This window comes from Streptococcus sp. ELY_137 (assembly GCF_058314515.1).
The window spans coordinates 1-23275 of record NZ_JBZFUL010000010.1 but is presented as its reverse complement, the minus strand read 5'-3'; the positions used below and the strand labels follow the sequence as shown (position 1 = coordinate 23275).

The following is a 23275-nucleotide window of genomic DNA, read 5'->3' as shown; positions in this document are numbered from 1 at the left end:
TGAAGATCGGTCTAGTTTTTGGGATTGAGAAAAGCATAAGCAGCACCGATGAGCAGGCCTCCGCCAATCCAGTTACCGACAAAGGATATGAACCAGTGGCGCAGCACATTGGTAAGAGTATAGCCGTCAAGATGAACAGAGGTGAAACCCATCAGGAAGAAGGATGAAAAATTAGCCACCAAGTGTTCTGCATTCATAAAGACAAACATAAAGATGGCTGAAATAATCAGAGTAATCTTGGCCGTCTCATCTTTGACTAAAAGATAAGAAAGGATGGCAATATTGACAAAAATATTAGCAATAATACTGTCAAAGAAAATCTGTGCGGATGTCTTAGCCAGTTTGACCTGGACAGTATTGACCAGAAAACTTTTGTCATTGACGAGGCTGTAAGCAAAACTTTGGTTAAATAGAGCGGCGATCAGAGCGGCTCCAATTAAATTAAAGATAGTGCAGACGATAAGAATTTTGAAAACCTTTTTGACTGAAATGAAGCGATAGTAAGCTCCCGCAGTTAAATACATCATATTAGAAGTAACCAATTCGGCATTTAAAAAGAGAATATAAACAAGGCCAAAGCTAAATATAAAGGGAAAGATAAAGCGCCCTAGGTTTGGATGAATCTGATTAACGACATCAGCTGCAATACCACCGACACCTGTACTGAGCGTCAAAAATGCGCCAGCAAAAAGCGATTTTAGTGCATAACGAGAAAAACTCTGATCGATCAGCTGGACTTTAGTCTGACAAGCTGTTTTAACTTTTTCAGAAAATGACATGATAGCCTCCATGGATAGTGATAGGGTTATTTTAACATAAGAGATTAGTTTTTGAAAAGGCTTTCAAAAAATTATTCCTTCAGCTAGGCCCTTTCTCTTGTTTTATCCGGAGCCTAGGCTTTTATGCTATAATAGAGGTGACAATTAGATTGGAAGACCTATGTATATTAAAATAAAAGATGAGACTAAGCAGGTCTCACAAGAGATGCTCAGTCAGATTAAAGAAATGCTCGAGTTTGCTGCTAAAAAGCTAGGCCAGGAAACTAAAGAAATGGCTGTCACTTTTGTTGATAATGAGACGATACACCAAATTAATCTAGAATATCGCGGCATGGATCGCCCAACTGATGTGGTCAGTCTAGAGTATAAGCCGGAAGCCCCCATTATTTTTTCTGGTGAAGATCTGGCTGAAAACCCTGAATTAACAGAGATGATGGCCGATTATGATGCTTACATTGGCGAGCTCTTTATCTCTGTCGATAAGGCACACGAGCAGGCCGAAAGCTATGGTCATAGTTTTCAGCGTGAAATGGGGTTTCTGGCTGTTCATGGTTTTCTGCACATTAATGGCTATGATCACTATACTCCGGCAGAAGAAAAAGAGATGTTCACTTTACAGGAAGAGATTTTAGAAGCCTATGGACTTACGCGAGACTAATTCACCTAAAAAATGGAAAAATCGAACGCTAACCTCTAGTTTAGAATTTGCCCTGACCGGTATCTTTACAGCTTTCAAAGAAGAGCGTAACATGCGCAAACATGGGATATCAGCTATTCTGGCTGTTTTAGCTGGTGTTATTTTCCATATTACGGCTGTGGAATGGTTGTTCTTATCGCTGGCTATATTCTTGGTGATTACTTTCGAGATTATTAACTCGGCAATTGAAAATGTCGTCGATTTGGCTAGTAATTATCACTTTTCGATGTTGGCCAAGAACGCCAAGGATATGGCTGCCGGTGCCGTACTGGTTATTTCGGGGTATGCGGTTATAACTGGCCTCATTATCTTTGTGCCAAAAATTTGGGCCATGCTCTTTCATTAAGTCAATTGCTGTACTTGAGCGAATGGAGCTATCTTTTAGAGTAGAAAGGAATGGACGGGTTTGTGTTTTGAAATGAACACGGACTAAAGCTATGTAAAAAGAGGGACTGTGTAACAAGCATTTGCTCTGCCAGTCATTATTTTTATCTCTTGCTTAACGTTTTTTGTATCTTATGTTTAAATCAGGTTTTGTGGCTATTTTAGGCCGTCCTAATGTTGGGAAATCAACATTTCTCAATCATGTTATGGGACAGAAAATCGCCATTATGAGCGATAAAGCGCAGACAACACGCAATAAAATTATGGGTATCTATACGACACCAGAAGAGCAGATTGTCTTTATCGATACGCCAGGTATCCATAAACCCAAGACGGCTCTAGGTGATTTTATGGTGGAGTCAGCCTACTCAACCCTGCGCGAGGTTGAGACCGTCCTTTTCATGGTTCCAGCCGATGAGGAGCGTGGCAAAGGCGATAATATGATTATGGAGCGCCTTAAGGCAGCTAAGATTCCAGTCATTTTGGTCATCAATAAGATTGACAAGGTTCACCCTGACCAACTTTTAGAGCAGATTGATGATTTCCGTAGTCAGATGGACTTCAAGGAAATTGTTCCGATTTCTGCTCTTCAAGGCAACAATGTCGAGACCCTGATGGCTATTCTCAAGGATAATCTGGAAGAAGGATTTCAGTATTTCCCTGAAGATCAAATCACAGACCATCCAGAGCGCTTCTTGGTCTCTGAAATGATTCGTGAGAAAATTCTCAAATTGACCGAGCAGGAAGTTCCGCACTCCGTGGCTGTAGTGATTGAATCCATGAAGCGCGACGAAGAAACAGACAAGGTGCATATCCGCGCGACCATCATGGTCGAACGCGACAGTCAAAAAGGCATTATCATCGGTAAGCAAGGTGCTATGCTTAAGAAAATCGGCAAGATGGCACGCCGTGACATCGAACTCATGCTAGGGGACAAGGTTTTCCTTGAGACCTGGGTCAAGGTCAAGAAAAACTGGCGCGATAAGAAGTTGGACTTGGCAGACTTTGGCTATAATAAGAAAGAGTATTAAAAAGGTCCGGTGGACCTTTTTAACCCGAGCCTAGAAATTGGAAAGCGAGGTATGGCCAAGTGGACTGTTTTAGGTCATCGCCTGAAAATAAGAGGGTGAGGTCCAGTGGACCTTTTTAACCCGAGCCCAGAAATGGGGAAGCGAGGTACAGATAGACTCTTAGTCCAAGTTGGGCTTAGTGAGAGGACAGACCAATGACAGCTAACTTATTTATCGAAGAGACAGGGCAAGAACAGAAACAAACGATAATCCTTTTGCACGCTTCGGGTTCCAGCAGTAAGATGTGGCAGCATCACATAGCAGCACTAAAAAATGATTTCCACTGTATCGCCATTGACTTGCCCGGGCATGGCAATAGTCGTGATATCGAATGGACAACTTTCGACGATGTTACGGAAATGATTGCCAGCATTATCAAGGCGAAAGCTCACGGAAAGCCTCATCTTGTCGGGCTATCACTGGGAGCCAGTCTTATTTTGAAACTACTGGAGAAAGAGGCTGACTTAGTTGGTCAGGCGATTGTTGACGGTTCTAGCCATCAACCAATAAAAGGTTATCGTAAGGTCATTGCTGGTGTCTATGTTATGTCACTGCTTAAAAATACAAAGTTACTCGCCAAACTCATGAGCAGCATGATGGCAAAAGATGGTGTTCCTGAAGAAGAATATCGACCCTTTGTTGCAGATTTACAGCAGGCTTCAAAACGCTCCTTTCGCCGTGCTATGTCCCAAGCTAATCTCTTAAGATTAAACTTGAAAGTTACCAATCCTGTCTTTTTCGTTTCAGGCGGAAAGGAGTCGGGTTCGATACATGAATCGCACCAATTGCTGGCAAATAAAAATCCAGCCAGCGAGTGTGCTTATTATCCCGACAAAGGTCATGCTTGGCTGTTTAGTGATGTGACCACCCACATTCAGCTCGTGCAGTATTTTTTACAGGGAGCTGCCTTTCCCAATCAATTGAGGCGGTTCGATGATTAAGAAGATGTAAAATAAGGTTTAAAGCTGGGGAGAGCCTGGCTTTTGCCATAAGGAGGTAAAACGATGACTTATTTGGATATGTTAGCAGAAAGCGTGGAACGCGCACAGGAACGGTTTGAGCGTTTGTTTGAAGGAGTGACAGTTGAAGAGGCCAATCGCTTCCCAGCTGCAGAAGTTTCAGGTCAAATTAAATCCATGACTTGGTTGGCTTGGCATACTGCGCGTGAGATGGACTTACAGATTTCTGACTTGGCAGGCAGGGAACCTATCTGGTTTAGTCAGGGCTGGAAGGAACAGTTTCACTTGGATTTACCTGATGATACTCAGGACTGGCGGCATTCTTTGGAGGAAGCTCAAAAAGTCCAAGTGGATGATCTGAGTATTGCGCTGGGATATCTGGAAGCAGCTGCTAAGCTCACTAAAGATTACCTCAACTCGCTTGATGAAGCCGCTCTTGATGACATTGTGGATGATTCTTGGACACCTGCGGTCACTCGCGGTGCCCGTCTGGTGTCGATCATTGATGATGCTGCCATGCATTCAGGTCAGGTTATCTATGCTAGGCGCTTGCTGGGCTTGACAGATTAAGCTATTAAAAAAGCCAAAATGTATAAAAATTTGATGAAAGAAAGGAAGGGGCAGTTTAGAATCCAAAAGGAAAAGCTGATGAAAAAAGTAAGAGGCATAGAAAAGCAAATTTCTCTGTCTTGTCCTTGTTTCTATTAGTTTTTCTGGCTGTTCCTGATGTTTTAGATATGCCCGAATTACCGGAGGTTGAGACCGTCAGGCACGGTTTGGAAGGTCTGATTGTCGGCAAGAAGATTGTAGCAGTAGATGTACGTGTACCCAAGATGGTTAAGACGGATTTTGACAGCTTCAAGCTGGACTTGATGGGGCAGACGGTTCACTCTATGCGCCGCCGTGGTAAATATCTCATTTTTGATTTAGGCGCTCAGGTGTTAATCTCGCATCTGCGTATGGAAGGCAAGTATCTGCTTTTTCCCGAGCAGGTGCCCGATGATAAGCACTTTCATGCGTTTTTTGAGCTGAGTGATGGCTCAACCTTGGTGTATCAGGATGTCCGCAAGTTTGGAACATTTGAACTGCTGGCAAAATCGGCTGAAAATGCTTATTTTAAACAAAAGAAATTAGGGCCTGAGCCAAACAAAAAGGACTTTAAGCTGGCGCCCTTTGAGCGAGCTGTCTTATCTTCTCATAAATCTATTAAACCTTCGCTTTTAGAACAAAAGCTGGTTGCAGGTTTAGGTAATATCTATGCTGATGAAGTGCTGTGGGCGGCTAGGGTTCATCCAGAACGTCCAGCAAATAGTCTTAAGAAAGCTGAAATCAAGCGAGTCCATGACGAAACCATTCGTATTTTACAGTTAGGAATTGAAAAAGGCGGATCGACCATTCGAACCTATCGTAACGCTTTAGGTGAAGATGGCACCATGCAAGAGTATCTACAAGTTTACGGCCGAACAGGTGAACCCTGTCCGCGTTGTGGAACAGAGATTCAGAAAATCAAAGTAGGAGGACGCGGGACGCATTTTTGTCCGTCCTGTCAAAAGCGATGAGCAAGATCATTGGAATTACAGGCGGTATTGCCTCTGGCAAGTCAACGGTTGTTGAACAGATTCGCCGAGCCGGTTATCAGGTGATTGATGCGGATCAGGTCGTGCATGACCTGCAAAACAAGGGGGGCAAGCTCTATCAGGCTCTTATTTTTGCTTTTGGAACAGACATTGTGGCGGCCGATGGTCAACTGGACAGAGCCAAATTGGCTCAGCTGATTTTTTCAACTAAGGAAAATCAGGAAAAGTCTGCCAAACTGCAAAATCAAATTATCCGTGAAGAATTGGCCCGTAGGCGTGAGGTTTTAGCTGACAAAGAGTCTGTCTTTTTCATGGATATTCCGCTCCTTTATGAGTTGGACTATCAAGACTGGTTTGATGAAATCTGGCTGGTTTATGTTGATGAGGACAAACAGTTAGAGCGATTGATGGCACGCAATCACTACAGTCTTGATGAGGCTGCTAAGCGGATTGCTGCCCAACTTCCTCTGTCGAAAAAGATTGGCTTAGCTGACCGAGTGATTGACAACAATGGCAGTCTGACTGATACCCACACACAAATTCACCATCTTTTGGCTGAATTATAGCTCCATGGGGACCTCGAACATCAGGCCTGAAATTTAAGGTCACGTGGGCTATTTTTATGCTCTAGATATGGTATAATACATATCGAAGTTCTAAGAAAGAAGATGATGACTTATAAATAATCAAGGTGTCAGTACAATTAATTGGCGGCAGAATCTAAGGGTAGCTTGGTTCGGTAATTTTCTTACTGGGGCAAGCTTTTCACTTGTTATGCCTTTTATGTCCCTCTTTGTGGAAGAGTTGGGAGCCAAGCAAGGAATGGTTGAGCTCTATGCAGGCCTTTCAGTTTCACTGTCAGCCCTCGCCTCAGCCTTGGTTGCTCCTATCTGGGGCAGCTTAGCAGATCGCTATGGTCGCAAGCCCATGATGATCCGTGCTAGCTTGGTCATGGCTTTTACTATGGGGGGCTTGGCCTTTGTTCCCAATGTGTTCTGGCTCTTAATGTTTAGGCTTTTAAACGGTATGTTTGCGGGCTATGTTCCTAATTCGACCGCCCTGATTGCCAGTCAAGCTCCCAAGGATAAGTTAGGAACAGCTTTGGGAACTCTGGCAACAGGTGTAACAGCCGGAACTTTAATTGGTCCTTTATTGGGCGGTTATTTCGCAGACTGGCTGGGCATTAGGAACCTTTTTTTGCTGGTCGGTGGTCTGCTCTTAATACTTAATCTATTGACTATTTTTCTTATCAGGGAAAACTTTATACCTGTTAAGAAAGCACATGAACTAGCTACTAAAGAGCTATTTAAACAAATTAAAGACCGTCAGGTGATGCTAGGTCTTTTTGTAACGAGCATGATTATTCAAATATCGGCCCAATCGATCGCTCCTATTTTAACCCTTTACATCCGACACCTAGGGCAGACAGAAAATCTGATGTTTGTGTCGGGACTAATTGTCTCCAGTATGGGCTTCTCCAGCATGCTATCTAGTTCCTTCCTAGGGAAAGTCGGTGATAAAATCGGTAATCACCGTCTGCTTCTTTTGGCTCTCTTTTACAGTTTTTGTATGTATCTGTCCTTCGCCCATGCTAAGACTCCCTTACAGCTGGGTCTGCTCCGTTTTTTATATGGCTTTGGAACAGGTGCTCTGATGCCCAGTGTTAATTCTTTGCTGACTAAAATTACTCCCAAGGAAGGCATCTCTCGGATTTTCAGTTACAATCAGATGTTTACCAATATCGGTCAGGTTATCGGTCCCTTTGTCGGTTCCAGTGTAGCTGCTGGGCTTGGTTATCAGTGGGTCTTTTACGTGACCAGTCTGATTGTCTTTGTCAATTTCTCTTGGAGTTTTATCAACTTTAGACATTATTTGAAAGTTAAGGAAATCTAGTGCGCGTAAAAATCAATTTAAAATGCAGCTCCTGCGGCAGTCAAAATTATCTGACCAGTAAAAATAAGACCAGTCATCCTGATAAAATTCAGGTACCTAAATATTGCCCCAAGGAGCGAAAAGTAACCCTCCATCTTGAATCTTAAGGGTATTTATGATAAACTACTTAGGACAATAGTGGAGGAATGAACATGTATAACATCTTACTGACAGCCTTGCTAGTGATGTCTGTGGTTTTGATTATTGCTATATTTATGCAACCGCAGAAAAATCCAAGCAGCAACGTATTTGATAACAGTGGTTCGGAGGCCTTGTTTGAACGAACCAAAGCACGTGGCTTTGAGGCTTTCATGGAACGCTTTACGGGTATTTTAACTTTCTTGTGGTTGTTGGATGCCCTTGTGCTTGCGATTTTATCAAGTAAGTAATGACGAAAGTGAGCGAGACATGGTCTGGCTCCTTTTTTATAGGAATCCTTCACAAATAGGACCATAAAAAGAAAGAGTAGTAATGGAAGAAAAAATTATTAATTACCTGCGAGAAAGGGGCAAGTCTAGCGTCAATGACTTAGCCGCTGACTTAGATATGTCGGGAGCTGAGAAGTTCCCTAAACTCATAAAAACCATCTCCAAACTGGAAAGTAACAGAAAGCTGCGCTTTAATCAAGATGGTTTTATCTCCTTGCGCAAGGATACGACGAGCAAGCAAAAACATGACATTACCGTTCAAGGTATTTTTCGTGCCAATAAGAATGGTTTTGGCTTTCTGCATGTTAGTGACGAGGAAGAGGACATGTTCATCGGCCGCAATGATGTTGGTCATGCAATCGATGGGGATACCGTCGAGGTTGTCATAAAAAAACCAGCCGATCGTCTTAAAGGTACTGCTGCTGAAGCTCGTGTTGTCGATGTTGTCGAACGCTCCCTCAAAACCGTAGTAGGAACCTTTATCCTTGATGATGAACGTCCCAAATATGCTGGTTATATCAGATCAAAAAACCAAAAGATTACCCAAAAAATCTATATTAAAAAGGAACCACTAGCGCTTGACGGTACAGAGATTGTCAAGGTTGATATTGATAAATATCCTACCCGTCATCACGATTATTTTGTCGCTCATGTCCGCGATATTGTTGGTCATAAGGGAGATGTCGGTATCGATGTGCTTGAGGTCTTGGAGTCTATGGATATCGTCTCTGACTTTCCAGAAGATGTCATGGCTGAAGCTGGAGCTATCCCTGAAGCCCCATCGGAAAGCGATATGGCAGGACGTTTGGATCTGCGTGACGAAATCACCTTTACTATTGATGGTAAGGATGCTAAGGACTTGGATGATGCTGTCCATATCAAAAAGCTGGATAATGGTAATTTTGAGTTGGGGGTGCATATCGCTGATGTCTCCTATTATGTGACAGAAGGATCTGCTCTTGATCGCGAGGCAATTGCCCGAGGAACCTCTGTCTATGTAACGGACCGCGTGGTACCAATGCTTCCTGAGCGCCTGTCTAATGGTATTTGCTCCCTCAACCCCAATCTTGACCGGTTGACTCAGTCGGCTATTATGGAAATAACGCCGCAGGGGCGTGTAGTTGATCATACTATCACCCAGACAGTGATTAAAACAACTTTCCGAATGACTTATAGCGATGTTAATGAGATGTTAGCAGGCAATCAAGAGGTCATAGACCAGTTCAAGCCGATTATGGAATCAGTCAGCCATATGGCTGAGCTACATAAGATTTTAGAAGAAATGCGAGAACGTCGCGGAGCCCTTAATTTTGATACTGCCGAACCTCGTATTTTGGTCAGTGATAAAGGAAGGCCTCTTGATATTGTTGTCCGAGATCGCGGGATTGCAGAGCGTATGATTGAGTCCTTTATGCTGGCCGCTAATGAGTGCGTAGCTGAACATTTTGCCAAGCAGCAGCTGCCATTTATCTACCGGATTCATGAACAACCCAAGGCAGAGAAGTTGCAGAAGTTCATGGATTACGCCTCCCTTTTTGGAGTGCCTATCTACGGCACAGCTAATAGTCTCGGTCAGAAGGCTCTGCAGGAATTTATGGCCAAAATTGAAGGCCAACCAGGTCATGAGGTTATGGCTATGATGTTACTGCGTTCCATGCAGCAGGCCCGCTACTCTGAGCATAATCACGGACACTACGGACTTGCAGCAGAATACTATACCCATTTTACCAGTCCTATCCGTCGTTATCCTGACCTCTTGGTCCACCGTATGGTACGAGAATACGGGAACTTGACACAGGAAAAGAAAGAGCATTTTGAAGAAGTTATCCCAGACTTAGCGGCATCATCGTCTGCCTTGGAGCGTCGGGCTATTGAGGCTGAACGAACGGTTGAAGCTATGAAGAAGGCTGAATATATGGAAGAACATGTCGGCGAAGAATTCGACGCTCTCGTTGCCAGCGTGGTTAAGTTTGGGCTCTTTGTTGAGCTGCCTAACACTATTGAAGGGTTGGTACATATAACGACGCTGCCAGAGTTCTATAATTACCACGAACGCACCATGACCCTGCAAGGGGAACGTACTGGTAAGGTCTTTCGCGTTGGTCAGCCTATCCGTGTACGCTTGATCAGAGCCGATAAAGAGACAGGCGATATTGATTTTGAATATTTAGCCAGTGACTTTGATATTATTGAAAAAGTGGATCATGAGGCACGTAAGGCTCGTGAGGGGAAAAACCGTGAATTCCGCCGCAAACGTCGCGATGATAGTGGGAAGCGACGGCGCCGAGAAGGTGATAATAATCACCGAAGCGATGGTAAAACAGAGTCTCGAAAAGATAAGGGTTCCTATGATAACCGCCGTAAGTCCTCTAAAAAGCCAGATAAGCGAAAAAATCAGAACCGTCCTCATAACGATAATAAAGGGCGTGAGCGCGGTCGCCGCAAAAAAAGAAGATGATCGATAATGCTCTTTAGGAAGAGTTGCGTTCTCAAAAAGATATCTAGGAGGTTTGTGATTGCATGGTTAAAGATAACAATAAGCCCTTGGCTCAAAATAAAAAAGCCCGGCATGATTATACCATCGTTGATACCGTCGAAGCTGGTGTAGTTCTGACTGGAACCGAAATCAAATCTGTCCGAGCTTCTCGCATCCAGCTCAAGGACGGCTATGCTCAGATAAAAGATGGTCAGGCTTGGTTAGTCAATGTCCACATTGCTCCCTTTGAACAAGGCAATATCTGGAATCAGGATCCTGAGCGCACTCGTAAGCTCCTCCTTAAAAAACGTGAGATTAGCCGCTTGGCAAATGAGCTTAAAGGAACTGGTATGACGCTGATTCCTCTCAAGGTCTATATCAAGCGGGGTTTTGCTAAGGTACTCATCGGTCTAGCCAAAGGGAAGCACGATTACGATAAACGTGAGTCCATTAAACGTCGGGACCAAGAACGGGATGTCAAACGCCAGATGAAAAATTTTAATAGCCGGTAGAAAAATTATTAACTTAGAGGTGTTAATTTGGTAGATAAATTTTTTTCGGAGCTATATGAGATATGTGTAAGAAAGCTGATTGATAACGATTGGCTTGATAGAGCTGTTATATTTTTAGTCATATTATGTTTTAGATTTAATCCTAAATTACTGGAAAGCTTCCAATTAAAACCATTATTCTCTGGAAATTACTACCTTACTCCGATTGGTAACTTAATAGAATTTATAAATAAGTATTATATTAATTTAGCTTTCTATTTAGTACTACCTTATATAGCATCTCTAAGTGTTTATAGCGTATTAGTATGTGTTTATGGATTGCTAGAGAAGATCTCATTAAAAAGAAATAGATCATTAAGATTAAATGATTATCTCGATTTTATGTTTGATTCGAAGTTACTTAGAAGGCTTACTATTGGGAGTTTGCGGTTATTATTTTATTCTGTGAAATATTTATGGGCAAAATGGTTTCCATTATTTTTATGTGTAATGCTGCTTTACTATGGTAATGATTTTTGGACGAATATAACAGCTAGCCATATTAATTCTGTTGATCCTACGTTTGCTGGTAATTCTTTTTGGATTTTTGTTTATAGATCATTGTGGTATAGTGATAAACTAACTTTTAATGTAGTTTTCGATATTGAATTACTTTCGCATACGATGTATTTAGGATATAGACTTTTTAATTTACCACCTTGGTTTTCAGAAATATTTTCAGGAAGTATAAAATACATTGAAAGGAAAATTTCCTCAGAAGAAATTAAGAAATAACTTTTGTATTTTAAGACAGTATAAATAATAAACCTCCTATTCACATTAGAACAGGAGGTTTATTATTTTTATAACAAGACATTTTGCAATATTATACCTAAGTTATCGCATTTCCTGATGAATGAGGTTCAGCAAGATTTCGACAAAGATAGAAGAAATAGATTGGGGGTCAATGATAGATTGCCTGTTAATGGAGCTGCCGGGCAAGACAATAGTATGTCTGAAATACTTATCAATCTGAGAACCTTTATTGATGGTAACAAGGTAAGAGTTTTGAGGCATGTTATGCTGCAATGCAGCTAGAGAAGCCCTGTAGTTGCCCATATCTCCTGACAGTGAGAACATGATCAGGGTATCCTCTTCGCGTATAATATTGGTCAGATGGGCTCCGCTGTTTAAATCACCAGCAAAATAACTGGGGATCCTCAAATCTTGAAGCCCCATGTGTAAAAATCTAGCGGGCAGGGATGAGTAGTAGATACCGAAAATATGAACCCTTTGACCGTTTAAAATGGCCTGAATAAGCTGGGTAATATTATTCCGATCAACATTTTTAAATTGTCTAGCCAAACTAATATAATTATCGGTCATATCATCCAGAGGATCAAGGGATTCCTTGCGGTGATGGTGGTGGAGATAATCTATGGCATCATAACGAAAGTCTTTGAATCCTCTGTAGCCCAGTGTTTGGCAAAATCGTTGTACCGCTGCAGTAGAAGTATGTGAAAGATCAGCAATTTTAGTAATGGTATACGTTTCCAGAGTATCAATATGATTCATAATATAGTGATAAACCTTTTGTTCAGTCTTGGAAAAATCTGAGCTATGCTGTTCGATTTGTTCTAAAAAATTCATGTTAATAAAGACTCCTGTAGTTTTCATTTTACTGAGTTTCAAAGCAATTGTCAAAAGTCTTGACTTTTATTCAAACAAGATTGACAACGCTTTCAAAAAAGGATAAAATCAACTTGTTAAAAATAATTTCATCCTGTGATAAAATTATCAAAAGTTAGAGGGAGGCTCTTATGGACTATCAACAGTTAGCAGACAACATTGTAAAAAATGTTGGAGATGTAGATAATATAACCGTCTTATCTCATTGTATGACGCGATTGCGTTTTAATTTAAAGGACGTCTCTAAGGTCAATAAGGGAGCCTTAGAGCAATTAGAAGGGGTTATCGGTACGGTTTACGCTGGTGGTCAGTATATGGTGATTTTAGGGCAGCACCTAGTTCCAGTCTACGATGCTATCATGAGGACCTATGATATTAAATCTGGCGGTGTCGTTGATGAGAATTTGGATGGGGATTTAGGAAATAAAGAAGGCTGGACTTGGAAGAATGCACCAAATAAGATTATCGGCTTTATATCCAGTTCTGTCACCCCGATGATTCCTGCCTTAATCGCAGGTGGTATGTTGAAAGTTGCCTTAATTTTGATAACGACCTTTATCAGTAAAGACTTTGAAACCTCTTCAACGTATTTGCTGCTGTCAGCCATCGGGGATGCTCCCTTTTACTTTATGCCTATTTTTGTAGCCTACGGTGCAGCTACAAAACTGGGTGGGACACCTATTTATGCTATGGTGTCGGCGGCAGCTTTATTACATACGAATTTTACGACTTTGGTGACAGCAGGAAAGCCAATTGATCTCTTTGGAATCGATGTTCGCTTGCTGTCATATGGCACATCCATGCTGCCGGCCCTGCTGATTGCAATTGTTGCCTATTACGCTGAAAAATATTTAAATAAGATTATCCCTAATATTTTTAAAGCTATCTTTGTTGGTATGGGGACAATTTTCATAGCAGGTAGTCTCGGCTATCTTGTCCTAGGGCCTCTTGGCAACATTGTCGGACAAGGTATTGCAGCAGTCTTCATGTTTCTAGACAGTACCGTAGGTCCTCTAGCTGTAGGACTTCTTGCAGCAGTTTTACCTTGGATGGTTATGGCAGGGATGCATACAGCCATCACACCGTTCATGCCCCAATTGCTTTCTAATCCGGGCTACGATGCTATGCTTCGCCCAGCCTTCCTTATGCATAATATGGCGGAAGGCGGTGCTGTCCTTGGTGTTATCGGACGAACTAAAGACAAGGTAAAACGTAGTGAGTTTATTTCAATAGCAATTGGCTGTATTGTCGCCGGTGTGACAGAACCAGCTATTTACGGTGTGAACCTCAAATATAAAAGGCCCATGTACGGCGTTATGGCTGGTGGTTTTGCCGGTGGTTTTGTTGCCAGTCTTTTAGGGGCTCGCGCTTTTGAAATGGGCTACTCCAATGTCCTAGCTTTGCCAATCTTTGCCAATACTGCTATGGCAGCCTTTGTCGGAATTATAACAGCCATTGCTGTTGCCGCTCTTGTGACCTTCTTTATGGGAGTTGACGTTGATGAAAAAAGCAGCAGTCAGACTATTACAGAACCTGTACAAAAAGTGATCCCAGACGATGCTGTAGTAGCAATAGCCGATGCCGAATTGCTCCCTCTTGAAAAGGTTAACGATGAAGTCTTTGCGCAAAAAATGATGGGGGACGGTCTTGCCTTTCAACTTGAGAGTGACTTTATCACTTCTCCAGTCAATGGTGAACTAACTACAGTATTTCCAACCGGACATGCCTTCGGGGTAAGACGACCCGATGGTGTAGAAATTTTAGTCCACATTGGTATCAATACGGTTGAATTAAAAGGGCAGGGCTTCGATGTTTTAACCCAAGCTGGAGAAACCGTCCGTGCTGGCCAGCCAGTGGTTAAAATTGACCGTGAAGCGATTGCTCAAGAGGGTTATGATACAACAACGATGTTGGTTATCGCTAATGCAAATGGTAAGGATATCACCCTCAAAACCCAAGGTAAGGTTAAACAAGGAGAACGGTTGAATTGAACCCGGGCCTAATTTCCTCGGGAAAAAGAAGGAGCTTCTTGTGTGTCAAGCACACAGCGTCGCTCCCCTATTTTCCTATCGGAAATTTTCGCCAAGCGAATCGGCCCTTAGCGACACGACGTTTGGTTAGTCGATTTTACTAACCAAACGAAGTTAGTGGAAGAGGTAGCCAATTCACTCTAGTGATTGGCGTTTGGTATCAAGTGCGGAGCACTTAGATAACAAGCCTCTGCCGTATCTTAGTAATTGAACCCGGGCTGCGGCTTGTGCAAAAAAGATAGTTTCTTCCTAGACGCCAGCGTCTTCGTCGAACCTCCTATTTTTGCTTGATCCGCGGACGCCCTTAGTATCTCAATATAAGGAGGAGACTATGTCTTATCAATTACCTCAAGGTTTCTTATGGGGAGGTGCAACCGCTGATTTTCAGTATGAAGGCGGCTTTGGAGAAGGAGGACGAGGGCTTCTTTCTCATGATTTTGAAACGGATGGTTCTTTGGAGTCACCCCGTCACCATACCATGAGTATGCCTGATGGTTCTATTATTACACCACGTTCATCTTTCTTTTACGCAGATCCTATTCCTCAGGAAGCAGAACCTATTTTTCTAGATGATGAATATTATCCGAGTCACAAGGCTGTTGATTTCTACCATCATTATAAAGAAGATATTAAATTGATGGCAGGAATGGGCTTTAATGTTTTTCGTTTTTCAATTTGTTGGAGCCGTATTTATCCGACGGGAGAAGAAGCAGAGCCAAATGAAGAAGGGCTTGCCTTTTATAATGATGTTATTAATGAGATGGCAAAATATGGTATGGAACCCCTGATTACAATCTGTCATGATGAAATGCCGATGAACCTAGCACTGAAATACGATGGCTGGTCCTCTCGCTATGTTATTGATGCCTATCTTAAATATTGTCAAACTTTATTTGAGCATTATGGCGACCGCTGTCGCTATTGGCTGACTTTTAATGAAATTAATGCAGTCCGAGGTTTTGGTCCTTGCGGTACCAGAAACTCAACTGGACAGGATCGCTATCAAGCGGCTCACCACATGTTTGTGGCCAGTGCTAAAGCTGTTAGATTGGGTCACGATTTGATGCCAGACAGTCAATTTGGCGCCATGTATGCCATGAGTGAACTTTATCCTGCCACTTGTAAACCTGAAGATGTCTTTCACCGTCTGCAAGAACGCCGTGAAAATTGGTATTTTATCGATATTATGGGGCGTGGATACTATCCTAAATATAGCAAATCCCTTTGGGAGCGTCATGGAGTTGATGAGATCCAAATTGAAGACGGTGATGAGGCGATTTTGCGTGACGGTCAGTTGGATTTTATCTCTTTTAGTTATTATCGTTCGAACACGACTCAGGCAGGTGATGATTGGTTCAATGTAGGCGGATCTAGCAATCCCTATCTTAAGGAAACACCTTGGGGCTGGGCTGTTGATCCTCTTGGCCTTCGGCATGTCATGAATGAGATTTTTGATCGTATTCAAAAACCGCTCTTTATTGTAGAAAATGGTATGGGAGCTATCGATCAGGCTGATGAAGACGGCTATGTCGAAGATGACTACCGTATCGACTATCTGCGCGATCATCTGCAAAATATGGCTGATGCCATTAATATTGACGGTGTCGACTGCCTTGGCTATACGATGTGGGCACCGATCGACCTCGTTTCCTTATCCACTGGTGAAATGAAGAAACGTTACGGCTTTATCTATGTGGATATGGATGACAAGGGTCGTGGTAGCCTCAAACGCACCCCTAAAAAGTCTTACCAATGGATAAAAGCAATCATTGCCTCTAATGGTGCCAAGTTAGCTGAAATCTAAGTACCAGTCGGCTTACTATATGCTTTCTCTTTGAGAGTTGCTCACAGTGAGGAAATCATTTCAAGTAAGAAACTTTGTGCACGCAGCGGGAGGACAAAAATGGCCATAAAGCATAAAAAATCTTCAAGATGGATCGCTTTCTTCCTCAGCCTAGTAATTGTTTTAGGTATGCTGGTTCTAATTTTGCACCCCAAAAGTGCAAGTGAAGAACCCCAAATTTATGGTGTGACCGTTGATGATACTTGGGAAGGTGAGGTTTCTACCAAAGAGATTGTCAAGGCTCTGGAAGCTATGCCTGTGCGGCCGACCGTCCGAATTGTGATGTCCAAAGAAAAAGATCCCAAGGATTATGTTCCCCTCTTCAAAAAGATCGCGCCAGTAGCTGATATCATGGCTCAGCCTGTTGACTCCTATGATATGAAGGCTTATCCTGATGTTGCTTCTTACCGCCAGCGCTTTCAAGAATCTCTGGACTATCTCGCCGACTACACAACGATTTGGGAAGTGGGCAATGAAGTTAATGGAACGGACTGGATTAAACAGCGCCCAAAGCTCATTATGAACAAGGTCGAGGCTGCGTACGAAGTCGTTAAAGAAGCCGACCAGCAAATAGCAGTGACTTTCTATTATGAAAATCCTAAAGACCGTGATATGATGGCTTGGATCGATCATCATGTCCCTCAAAAATTAAAACAAGGACTGGACTTTAGTTTTATTTCTTATTATGAAGATGATAACAAGGGCTATCGGCCAGACTGGAAGTCTGTCTTTCAGGAGTTTCAAGACAAATTTCCACAATCTAAAGTAGGTATGGGAGAATGCGGCAATACAGCCGATTCAGCTACAACAGCCAGCAAAACAGCTATGATGCGGCATTATTACCGCCAGCCAGCTTATACTGAGCACTATGTCGGAGGCTATTTTTGGTGGAACTGGGTTCAGGACTGTGTTCCTTATGAGAACAACCGAGTTTCTCAAGAACTTAATCGTATTTTAAAGCAACAAAAAGGATCATAGAGCAGTTTTTGCGAATCTCAAGGAATAAGGCAGTCTTTGATTTTGTTGGAGTGACGGTGGCTAAGAGTTAAATAAAGAGTCAAAATTAAATAATCATTGCCAAGAGAGGGCCTGCCCCTCCACGGTAGAATGATGGTAGCTCATAAAATTTTTTCAGCTAAAATGGTTTATCAAGTCTATTTTACTGGAAATTTTATGAGTTTTTTTATTGCACTTATATGGTAAATTCTAGACAGAAAAATCCCCCATAGCTGGAAATTTTAGTATCCAGTCCTGGGGGATTATTTACCCTAGTTTTAAACTTTTATTTGCTATTAAACTTTTGTAAATCGATGACTTCAATCTTATACCCGTCAGGGTCAGTAATGAAGTAGTACATCTTAGGTTTATTTGGGAGTCCCTTGATGTCGGTGATGGTATAGCCAGCCTTCTCATGAGCTTGATGAGTAGCATCTAAATCCTCGACACCAACAGCAATATGACCGTAGCCATCACCAAGGTCATAGTCACCATGACCGTAGTTGTAGGTGAGCTCTAACTCATAGTCTGGATCATCATCCAAAGCCATATAAACAAGCGTAAATTCATACTCAGGGAAATCATTGCGACGGACTTCCCTAAATCCTAGAGCTTCTTGATAAAAAGCAAGCGAGGTCTCCAAATCTTTGACGCGAACGCAGGTATGCATAAATTTCATAAGTCATAACACCAAGAACAAATCAAACTTACAGCAGCTGGTAAGTTTGTAGCTGTCCATTTATTTCCTTTCTGTAATAATTAATTATAAATACTAGTCCAGCCAAGTAATGACCTCTTGACGAGGCTTACGTGAACGCGGATGCTTGGGATCTTTGAGGCGGTAGCCAAAGGAAACCATGCTGGCAATCCCTTCTTTGCTAGGATCAATAATGTCTTCTTGCGCTAGAATAGTATTGACGTCATCGTAGTTAAATCCCTCGATGGGACAGGAATCAATTCCCATTAGTGATGCAGCAGTCATCATATTTCCCAAGGCAATATAGGTTTGTTTGGCTGTCCAATCAAAGAGAGCACGCGGATTGTCAGCTATCTTCATATCTTGCTCTTGGAAAGAGCGGTAGCGTTCCAACCTTGACTCCAAGTCTGTTTTTTCAGTAAATCCACGGCGGATAAGACTTTGCTTCATGATTTGACTATCATAGCGAGCATTTTTTTCAGCTAGGAGCAAAACAAAATGACTGGCGGTATCAAGCTGGGGAGCTGCTCCCCAAGCGACTTCCTTGAGTTTAGGAGCTAGATCAGCAATGTGGGTTCTATCTAAGACAACAAAACGCCATCCTTCCAAGCCAACAGAAGAAGGACTAAGCCAAGCTGTATCAAGAATAGTTTCCATATCTTCATGGGAAATTTCGTCTTCATTATAGATGCGAACAGCGACACGGTGATCAAAGGCCTGACGAATTTGCTCCTTGATATTTTCTTTTGTCATATTGACCTCCATCTTTATAAAGATATTCAGCCTGTCAACGGCAAACTAAAGTAGAAAACCGGCGGATAAACGTCACAGCAGCTGACACTGAGAACTGCAAAGAAATCAAATCTTGGCATTCGGTTGAAAATTCTGATTTCCAAAACACTTATTATTCCAGAAACAATCCTATTTTGTTAAAAACAAAAGCTCAAACAGGTAGCTCTTCTGTCCTGATGCGTTTCAGCCGAGTTCAATTTAGCATCTTCATCATATCATTTTCTTAAAATCTGCGCTAATATTTAAGAATAATATGGTAAGATAAAAATAGTAAGTCTTGCTTTTTCTGGTAATACTGGCAGTAGACACAGGAAATAAAATCATTTGGATTCTCAGCTAGAGTAGTTGCTGTCCCAATGTCGTTACTTACCAGTACAAGATAGATTCGAGATCGTAAGGAAAAGACCTGTGCTTCTTAAACAACAGGTTAGATTAGTGAAAGAGAGGATCATATGCAAAATCAGCGGAAAGAATTTGGTTACTTATCCAGTTCCATTTTAATTTCTGTTTTTCGAGGCCTACTAGTCGGCCTTTTTTCCGGCTTTATGGTCAGCGCTTTTCGGTATCTTATTGGCCTTTTGTTTGGTCAGTTTCAAAGGGCTTATCGTTTGTCGCATCAGCTGCCTTGGATTTTAATAGTTATACTGTCTATTTATCTCATCTATAGCTATATAATTGGCCGCCTTATAGTCACTGAACCAGATATTAAAGGGTCGGGAATTCCGCAAGTTGAAGCCGAGCTTAAAGGCTTGATGAGTCAACAATGGTGGTCAGTTCTTTGGAAGAAGTTTTTGGCAGGAGTACTGGGGATTTCCAGCGGTTTAATGCTGGGGCGCGAAGGCCCAAGCATTCAGGTGGGAGCTGTCAGCGGTAAGGGGATTGCTCGCTACCTTAACCTTAGTAAGCTGGAGGAACGTACCCTGATCGCTAGCGGTGCCGCAGCGGGAGTCTCAGCTGCTTTTAATGCGCCGATTGCGGGACTCCTATTCGTAGTGGAAGAAGTTTACCACCACTTTTCTAGTCGGGTGTGGATCACCGCTCTTTCAGCCAGTCTAACAGCCAATTTAATCTCCCTGCGAGTCTTTGGTCAAACACCGGTGCTGGCCATGCCTAGTCAACTTCCTTTACCCCGTTTATCCTCTTATGGACTCTTTATCCTGTTAGGATTCTTCCTAGGATTTCTGGCCTATCATTATGAAAAGGTCATTTTGAAAATGGCTGACTACTATGCTGCTTTAGGAAAATGGTTGCACCTCAAGTCCCACTATTACAGCCTTGTCGCCTTCGTTCTGATTCTGCCTCTGGGGTATTTTGCCCCTTGGCTGCTAGGCGGGGGAAATGCCTTGGTTCGTTCCCTTTCAACCATGCAGGCACCAATTCTTATCTTTCTTGTCCTCTTTGTTCTGCGCTTTTTCTACAGCATGATGAGTTATGGCTCTGGCTTGCCGGGCGGAATCTTTTTGCCCATTTTAACCCTGGGAGCCTGTCTAGGAGCCTTCTTTGGCCGTATTTTTCTTGAATTGGACTGGATCACTCCCAGTGAATTCCCTCTTATTATCATTCTAGGAATGAGTGCCTATTTTGGTGCTATATCCAAGGCTCCTTTGACAGCCATGATTTTGGTCTGTGAGATGGTTGGAGATTTGCGCCATCTGATGGCTTTGGGGACAGTGACCTTAGTAGCCTATATTGTTATGGATATGCTGGGTGGGGCTCCGGTCTATGAAGCCATGCTGGAAAAACTTTTTGAAGGGAAGCAGCCTGACGCTGACGATAGTCCTCTGACATGGATAGAGCTGCCGGTTTCGTCGAAGATAGCCGGCAAAGCGGTTTATCAACTGGAGCTGCCTAAGGATGTTCTGATCACCAGTCAGCGTGAAAATGGTAAGAGCCATATTGTTTCGGGCAGTACCAAACTTATTTTGGGAAACGCGATTAACATTGTTCTACCTGAAGACAAGATTGATCAAATCAGGCACCTCTTGCTGGACTAGAAAAAAATTACAGAGGTGGTGTTCTAAGCAAGCCTTGAGGGGAATTAAAAAAAGTGGGACAGGCGTAGTAATAGCTTCTCTATCACTGTGCCTGTCCCAAACTCTTTATAAATCAAAATATTGCAGTTTTTTAGGTGTTTGAGTAAAGGGTTGGAAGCCATCCTTGCCCACACTGCCGCAATCTTCAATACGGACACCGACTCGACCTGGGATGTAAATACCTGGTTCAACCGAGAAGCACATGCCTTCTTGGAGAACTAAGTCGCTTCCTGCCATAATAGATGGGTATTCGTGCACCTCTATTCCAAGGCCATGTCCGAGACGATGGTTAAAATAATCACCGTAACCGGCTTTTTCAATCACCCTGCGAGCAGCAGCGTCTACTTCGCCAGCGGTGACGCCTGGCTTGATCACCTCTTGAGCAGTCAGTTGAGCTTCTAGACAGATCTTATAAATATCTTCCTTGAATTGATCGGGGCGGCCGATAGCCACCGTCCGCGAGATATCGGAGGTATATCCTTCACAAACGACTCCTAAGTCAAAGAGTAGGAGCGCATCATTTTGAATACGGTTAGTACCAGAGATACCATGAGGGTTGGCGGCATTATTTCCGGTTAGGACAAGAGTATCAAAACTCATCTGACGGATGCCCTTTTTTTTGAGTTCATACTCGATTTGGGCTACCAAATCCATCTCGGTTCGACCAGCACGAATATTATCAAATCCAACCTTGACAGCATAGTCAGCGTAGACACCAGCCACCAGAAGTTTATTGAGCTCTTCTGGTGATTTGATCAGACGCATTTCCTGAATCAAGGGTGTGATATTGTCAAAACGTCCTAGAAAGACTGATTGTAGACCATTGAATTTAGTGACGTTAAGGTGATCAAATTCAATATAAATGATATTCGAATCAATTCTAGGCAGGCTGAGACGGATTTTCTGCCAAGGATTTTCAGCATCGTTATAACCTATTACCTCAAACTTAACAGTTTGACGAGCCCTAGCTACTTCTAATTCTGGTAGGAATAAAATAGGCTCCTGATCGCTGTAAATGAAGAGAAATAGCTGGCGTTCATGGGGATCACACTCAAACCCAGTGAGATACTTGACTGTAACAGGATCGGAAATAATAGCCAATCGGGACTGGTTCTGAACCAGATAGTTACGGATGTGAGTCAATTTTGACATGGCAAAACCTCTTTTCATGATAATAACTGTCTTTATTCTTTCAAAAAATCTACTAAAATGCAAGCCTTTCAAAAATTTTATCACAGGTGACAATTTCTCTGACGCTGAGTCAAAATTTTGTGTTAGAATAGAACTATATTGAAGCGTTTTCAAAAAATGAAAATGTTACACTACTTTTCGAAAACAAAGAGGGAAAAGTAGTCGGATATGGCCCAAAAGCCCAGAATTTAGATGGGGGTCGCCTTGTTTGTAAGCAAATGATGTTGACCTCCTAAAATTCCAGTCGCTTTTGACGCCCTTAGGGACACGACGTTTGGTTAGTCGATTTTACTAACCAAACGAAGTTAGTGGGAGAGGTAGCCAATTCACTCTAGTGATTGGCGTTTGGTATCAAGTGCGAAGCGCTTAGATAACAAGCCTCTGCCGTATCTTGAGAATTGCGACCCTTCGAACCTACGGTCGATCGTACCGAAGGTTCGAAGTTAGTAATTGGCATAGCAAACTACCATGGTAGTTTGTGTAGTAGAGCAAGACCTAAGGTCTTAGCGATACTTTGTCAATTGAACCCGGGTCTAATTTCCTCGGGAAAAAGAAGGGACTCCTTGTGTGTCAAGCACACGGCGTCGCTCCCCTATTTTCCTGTCGGAAATTTTCGCCAAGCGAACCGACCCTTAGTATCTTAATAATTGAACACGGGCTGTAGACTTGGCTAAAAAGATAGCTTCTCCTAGAGTCTTTTGGACTCTGCGTCAAATCTTCTATTTTAGCTGTGTCCACGGGCGCCCTTAGTATCTTGTAAATTGAACTCGCCTACACTCCTGTGGAATTAGATAAATGTCGCTCGATTCTTAATGAATCGTCACTCCATTTCCTAAATTCCTTTGGAGTGCTTAACGGCTTAGTATCTTGTAAATTGAACTCGCCTACGACTCTGTGAAATTAGACTCGCTTTCCTAGAATCTTCAGCGATTCTTCGTCAGGCTCCCTAAATTTCTTTGAGTCGCTTAACGGCTTAGTATCTTGGTAATTGAACTCGCCTACGACTCTGTAAAATTAGACTCGCTTTCCTAGAATCTTCAGCGATTCTTCGTCAGGCTCTCTAAATTTCTTTGAGTCGCTTAACGGCTTAGTATCTTGGTAATTGAACTCGCCTACGACTCTGTGAAATTAGACTCGCTTTCCTAGAATCTTCAGCGATTCTTCGTCAGGCTCCCTAAATTTCTTTGAGTCGCTTAACGGCTTAGTATCTT

22 protein-coding genes are annotated in these 23275 nt (G+C 42.5%); 17 read left to right on the top strand and 5 right to left on the bottom strand.

All coding sequences use genetic code 11. The features are described 5' to 3' along the window. Nucleotides 1-11: 11 nt before the first annotated feature. Nucleotides 12-779, bottom strand: a complete 768-nt coding sequence (locus tag AC4HAO_RS07825; protein ID WP_447451660.1) for a formate/nitrite transporter family protein — start codon at nt 777-779, stop codon at nt 12-14. 160 nt (nt 780-939) lie between these two features. Between AC4HAO_RS07825 and ybeY the strand changes: the two genes are divergently transcribed. The 13 genes from ybeY (at nt 940) to AC4HAO_RS07760 (ending at nt 11588) form a co-directional block, all read left to right on the top strand. After that, nucleotides 940-1437, top strand: a complete 498-nt coding sequence (ybeY, locus tag AC4HAO_RS07820) for an rRNA maturation RNase YbeY (RefSeq protein WP_491135037.1) — start codon at nt 940-942, stop codon at nt 1435-1437. After that, nucleotides 1418-1822 carry a diacylglycerol kinase gene (gene dagK / locus AC4HAO_RS07815; RefSeq protein ID WP_491092648.1) on the top strand — a complete coding sequence of 135 codons (405 nt, stop codon included), beginning with the start codon at nt 1418-1420 and terminating at the stop codon, nt 1820-1822. Before ybeY ends, dagK begins: the two co-directional genes overlap by 20 nt. 172 nt (nt 1823-1994) lie before the next feature. After that, a complete protein-coding gene (gene era / locus AC4HAO_RS07810) occupies nt 1995-2891 on the top strand; it encodes a GTPase Era (protein ID WP_491135036.1) in 897 nt (298 codons plus the stop codon). Nucleotides 2892-3085: 194 nt separating this feature from the next. Beyond that, entirely contained in the window at nt 3086-3871 is a 786-nt protein-coding gene (locus tag AC4HAO_RS07805) for an alpha/beta fold hydrolase (RefSeq protein ID WP_491135035.1), read from the top strand. A gap of 63 nt (nt 3872-3934) precedes the next feature. Beyond that, entirely contained in the window at nt 3935-4459 is a 525-nt protein-coding gene (locus AC4HAO_RS07800) for a DinB family protein (protein ID WP_491135034.1), read from the top strand. A gap of 167 nt (nt 4460-4626) precedes the next feature. Then, entirely contained in the window at nt 4627-5448 is an 822-nt protein-coding gene (gene mutM, locus AC4HAO_RS07795; RefSeq protein ID WP_491135033.1) for a DNA-formamidopyrimidine glycosylase, read from the top strand. Beyond that, nucleotides 5445-6032 (top strand): dephospho-CoA kinase, encoded by a 588-nt coding sequence (gene coaE, locus AC4HAO_RS07790; RefSeq protein WP_491092642.1) that lies wholly within the window; start codon nt 5445-5447, stop codon nt 6030-6032. Before mutM ends, coaE begins: the two co-directional genes overlap by 4 nt. Before the next feature lie 136 nt (nt 6033-6168). Continuing rightward, nucleotides 6169-7359 (top strand): multidrug efflux MFS transporter, encoded by a 1191-nt coding sequence (locus AC4HAO_RS07785; protein WP_491092698.1) that lies wholly within the window; start codon nt 6169-6171, stop codon nt 7357-7359. Further along, nucleotides 7359-7505 (top strand): 50S ribosomal protein L33, encoded by a 147-nt coding sequence (gene rpmG / locus AC4HAO_RS07780; protein ID WP_447451652.1) that lies wholly within the window; start codon nt 7359-7361, stop codon nt 7503-7505. Before AC4HAO_RS07785 ends, rpmG begins: the two co-directional genes overlap by 1 nt. Before the next feature lie 45 nt (nt 7506-7550). Next, a complete protein-coding gene (secG, locus tag AC4HAO_RS07775; protein WP_447451651.1) occupies nt 7551-7787 on the top strand; it encodes a preprotein translocase subunit SecG in 237 nt (78 codons plus the stop codon). An 82-nt stretch (nt 7788-7869) separates the two neighbouring features. Continuing rightward, on the top strand, nt 7870-10284 hold the full coding sequence (gene rnr / locus AC4HAO_RS07770; protein ID WP_491092641.1) for a ribonuclease R: 2415 nt from the start codon (nt 7870-7872) through the stop codon (nt 10282-10284). A 62-nt stretch (nt 10285-10346) separates the two neighbouring features. After that, the gene (smpB, locus tag AC4HAO_RS07765; protein WP_491092640.1) at nt 10347-10814 is read left to right on the top strand and encodes an SsrA-binding protein SmpB; all 468 of its coding nucleotides are present in this window, start codon (nt 10347-10349) and stop codon (nt 10812-10814) included. Nucleotides 10815-10841: 27 nt separating this feature from the next. Next, nucleotides 10842-11588, top strand: coding sequence for a hypothetical protein (locus AC4HAO_RS07760; protein WP_491092639.1), 747 nt, complete (start codon nt 10842-10844; stop codon nt 11586-11588). A gap of 102 nt (nt 11589-11690) precedes the next feature. Here the strand turns inward: AC4HAO_RS07760 and AC4HAO_RS07755 are convergent, their stop codons facing one another. Beyond that, nucleotides 11691-12443 (bottom strand): MurR/RpiR family transcriptional regulator, encoded by a 753-nt coding sequence (locus AC4HAO_RS07755; protein ID WP_491092638.1) that lies wholly within the window; start codon nt 12441-12443, stop codon nt 11691-11693. Between the two features lie 170 nt (nt 12444-12613). Here AC4HAO_RS07755 and AC4HAO_RS07750 point away from each other — a divergent pair, with 170 nt between their 5' ends. The 3 genes from AC4HAO_RS07750 to AC4HAO_RS07740 all read left to right on the top strand — a co-directional run bounded on the left by AC4HAO_RS07750 (nt 12614) and on the right by AC4HAO_RS07740 (nt 17333). After that, nucleotides 12614-14473, top strand: a complete 1860-nt coding sequence (locus AC4HAO_RS07750) for a glucose PTS transporter subunit IIA (RefSeq protein ID WP_491092637.1) — start codon at nt 12614-12616, stop codon at nt 14471-14473. Nucleotides 14474-14843: 370 nt separating this feature from the next. Then, the gene (locus AC4HAO_RS07745; protein ID WP_491135032.1) at nt 14844-16316 is read left to right on the top strand and encodes a glycoside hydrolase family 1 protein; all 1473 of its coding nucleotides are present in this window, start codon (nt 14844-14846) and stop codon (nt 16314-16316) included. A gap of 99 nt (nt 16317-16415) precedes the next feature. Continuing rightward, the gene (locus tag AC4HAO_RS07740; RefSeq protein WP_491135031.1) at nt 16416-17333 is read left to right on the top strand and encodes a hypothetical protein; all 918 of its coding nucleotides are present in this window, start codon (nt 16416-16418) and stop codon (nt 17331-17333) included. Nucleotides 17334-17637: 304 nt separating this feature from the next. Here AC4HAO_RS07740 and gloA read toward each other — a convergent pair whose 3' ends face one another. After that, a complete protein-coding gene (gene gloA, locus AC4HAO_RS07735; protein ID WP_491135030.1) occupies nt 17638-18030 on the bottom strand; it encodes a lactoylglutathione lyase in 393 nt (130 codons plus the stop codon). A gap of 93 nt (nt 18031-18123) precedes the next feature. Beyond that, nucleotides 18124-18801 carry an NAD(P)H-dependent oxidoreductase gene (locus tag AC4HAO_RS07730; protein ID WP_491135029.1) on the bottom strand — a complete coding sequence of 226 codons (678 nt, stop codon included), beginning with the start codon at nt 18799-18801 and terminating at the stop codon, nt 18124-18126. 491 nt (nt 18802-19292) lie between these two features. Here AC4HAO_RS07730 and AC4HAO_RS07725 point away from each other — a divergent pair, with 491 nt between their 5' ends. Beyond that, nucleotides 19293-20834: a ClC family H(+)/Cl(-) exchange transporter gene (locus AC4HAO_RS07725; RefSeq protein WP_491135028.1), complete on the top strand. Its 1542-nt coding sequence runs from the start codon at nt 19293-19295 to the stop codon at nt 20832-20834. Nucleotides 20835-20939: 105 nt separating this feature from the next. On the opposite strand, the gene AC4HAO_RS07720 is transcribed toward AC4HAO_RS07725, so the two are convergent. Then, entirely contained in the window at nt 20940-22025 is a 1086-nt protein-coding gene (locus AC4HAO_RS07720) for a M24 family metallopeptidase (protein ID WP_491092632.1), read from the bottom strand. Nucleotides 22026-23275: the final 1250 nt, after the last annotated feature.